Annotated in this window: 1 protein-coding gene; it reads right to left on the bottom strand. The window is 39.5% G+C overall.

The genetic code is table 11. The features are described 5' to 3' along the window. Positions 1-61: 61 nt before the first annotated feature. Positions 62-637, bottom strand: a complete 576-nt coding sequence (locus ACQRBJ_RS16080) for a Panacea domain-containing protein (RefSeq protein WP_228115604.1) — start codon at positions 635-637, stop codon at positions 62-64. Positions 638-865 lie beyond the last annotated feature (228 nt).

Here is an 865-nt window from a genome sequence, read left to right as displayed (position 1 = left end):
CAAGGAGCAAGTTTTGAAGCTGATTATTATTTCCCAGCAATTCTTTGAAGTTCACCATAGCCTAAGCCTCCAAAATAGAATCTATAAATTCCTGTTCCTGGAGATACTCTAAAAACTCATTAGAAGCATCACCTGCTTTTGCAATATTCAGAGAGGTCATAACAGCATTATGATTCTTATCCCATGCCTCATGCCAGGCAGAATCATGAGATAGCTCAGACAAAGTCTTGGTATCCATATCTTTGTATTTATCAATGGCAGCATCCAACGCTTCTATCTCAGCTTTACTCAATTCGTCCAAGTCAGGCTTTTCGCCAGCTTTCACAAAAAACCAAGCGCATTCCCCACCAGCAGGTAACAAAGAATCGCTAATAGCTTTGACATCCTTATTGTTTCCCTTGCCATTCATTAATTTCAAGGCATCATAAAGATGAGAGGGAACCGGTCCGTGTTCCATGGCGATAAAAGTATCCTTAACTAAATGTTGACCATATTTTGCATAGAGATTCCTTTCCGCAAAATAGATAATCTTAAACAAATGAATGAAATCCGTTTCACCACATTTGTCTAAGACATACAAAGCTACCGCCTTAAGCTTAGCGATATCCTCCGCCGACATTTTATTCATACTTCTCATAATCAATTCCTTCTATATTTAACACTTCTGCCGCCAAAATTACGCTTTTTTCTCGAAACCACCAAGCAATTAACAAGAAATCTGCAAGTTATCAGCAAATAACCACGAAATTAATCGTAAACTATAAACTATTAACTGTAAACTATAAACTGCTATTTCCCCGGCGGTCCCATCCCGCATAACCTGGCGAGGGTTTTGATGCCCCGCCAACCTTAGAGCGAAGCGGTT

The organism is Prevotella sp. SGI.167, assembly GCF_050313615.1.
Taxonomy (GTDB): domain Bacteria; phylum Bacteroidota; class Bacteroidia; order Bacteroidales; family Bacteroidaceae; genus Prevotella.
This window is presented reverse-complemented; position numbering and strand designations above follow the sequence as displayed.

Bases quoted from the DNA above. Each gene is read 5' to 3' on its own strand.
- ACQRBJ_RS16080 (WP_228115604.1), bottom strand. From the start codon at position 637: ATGAGAAGTATGAATAAAATGTCGGCGGAGGATATCGCTAAGCTTAAG.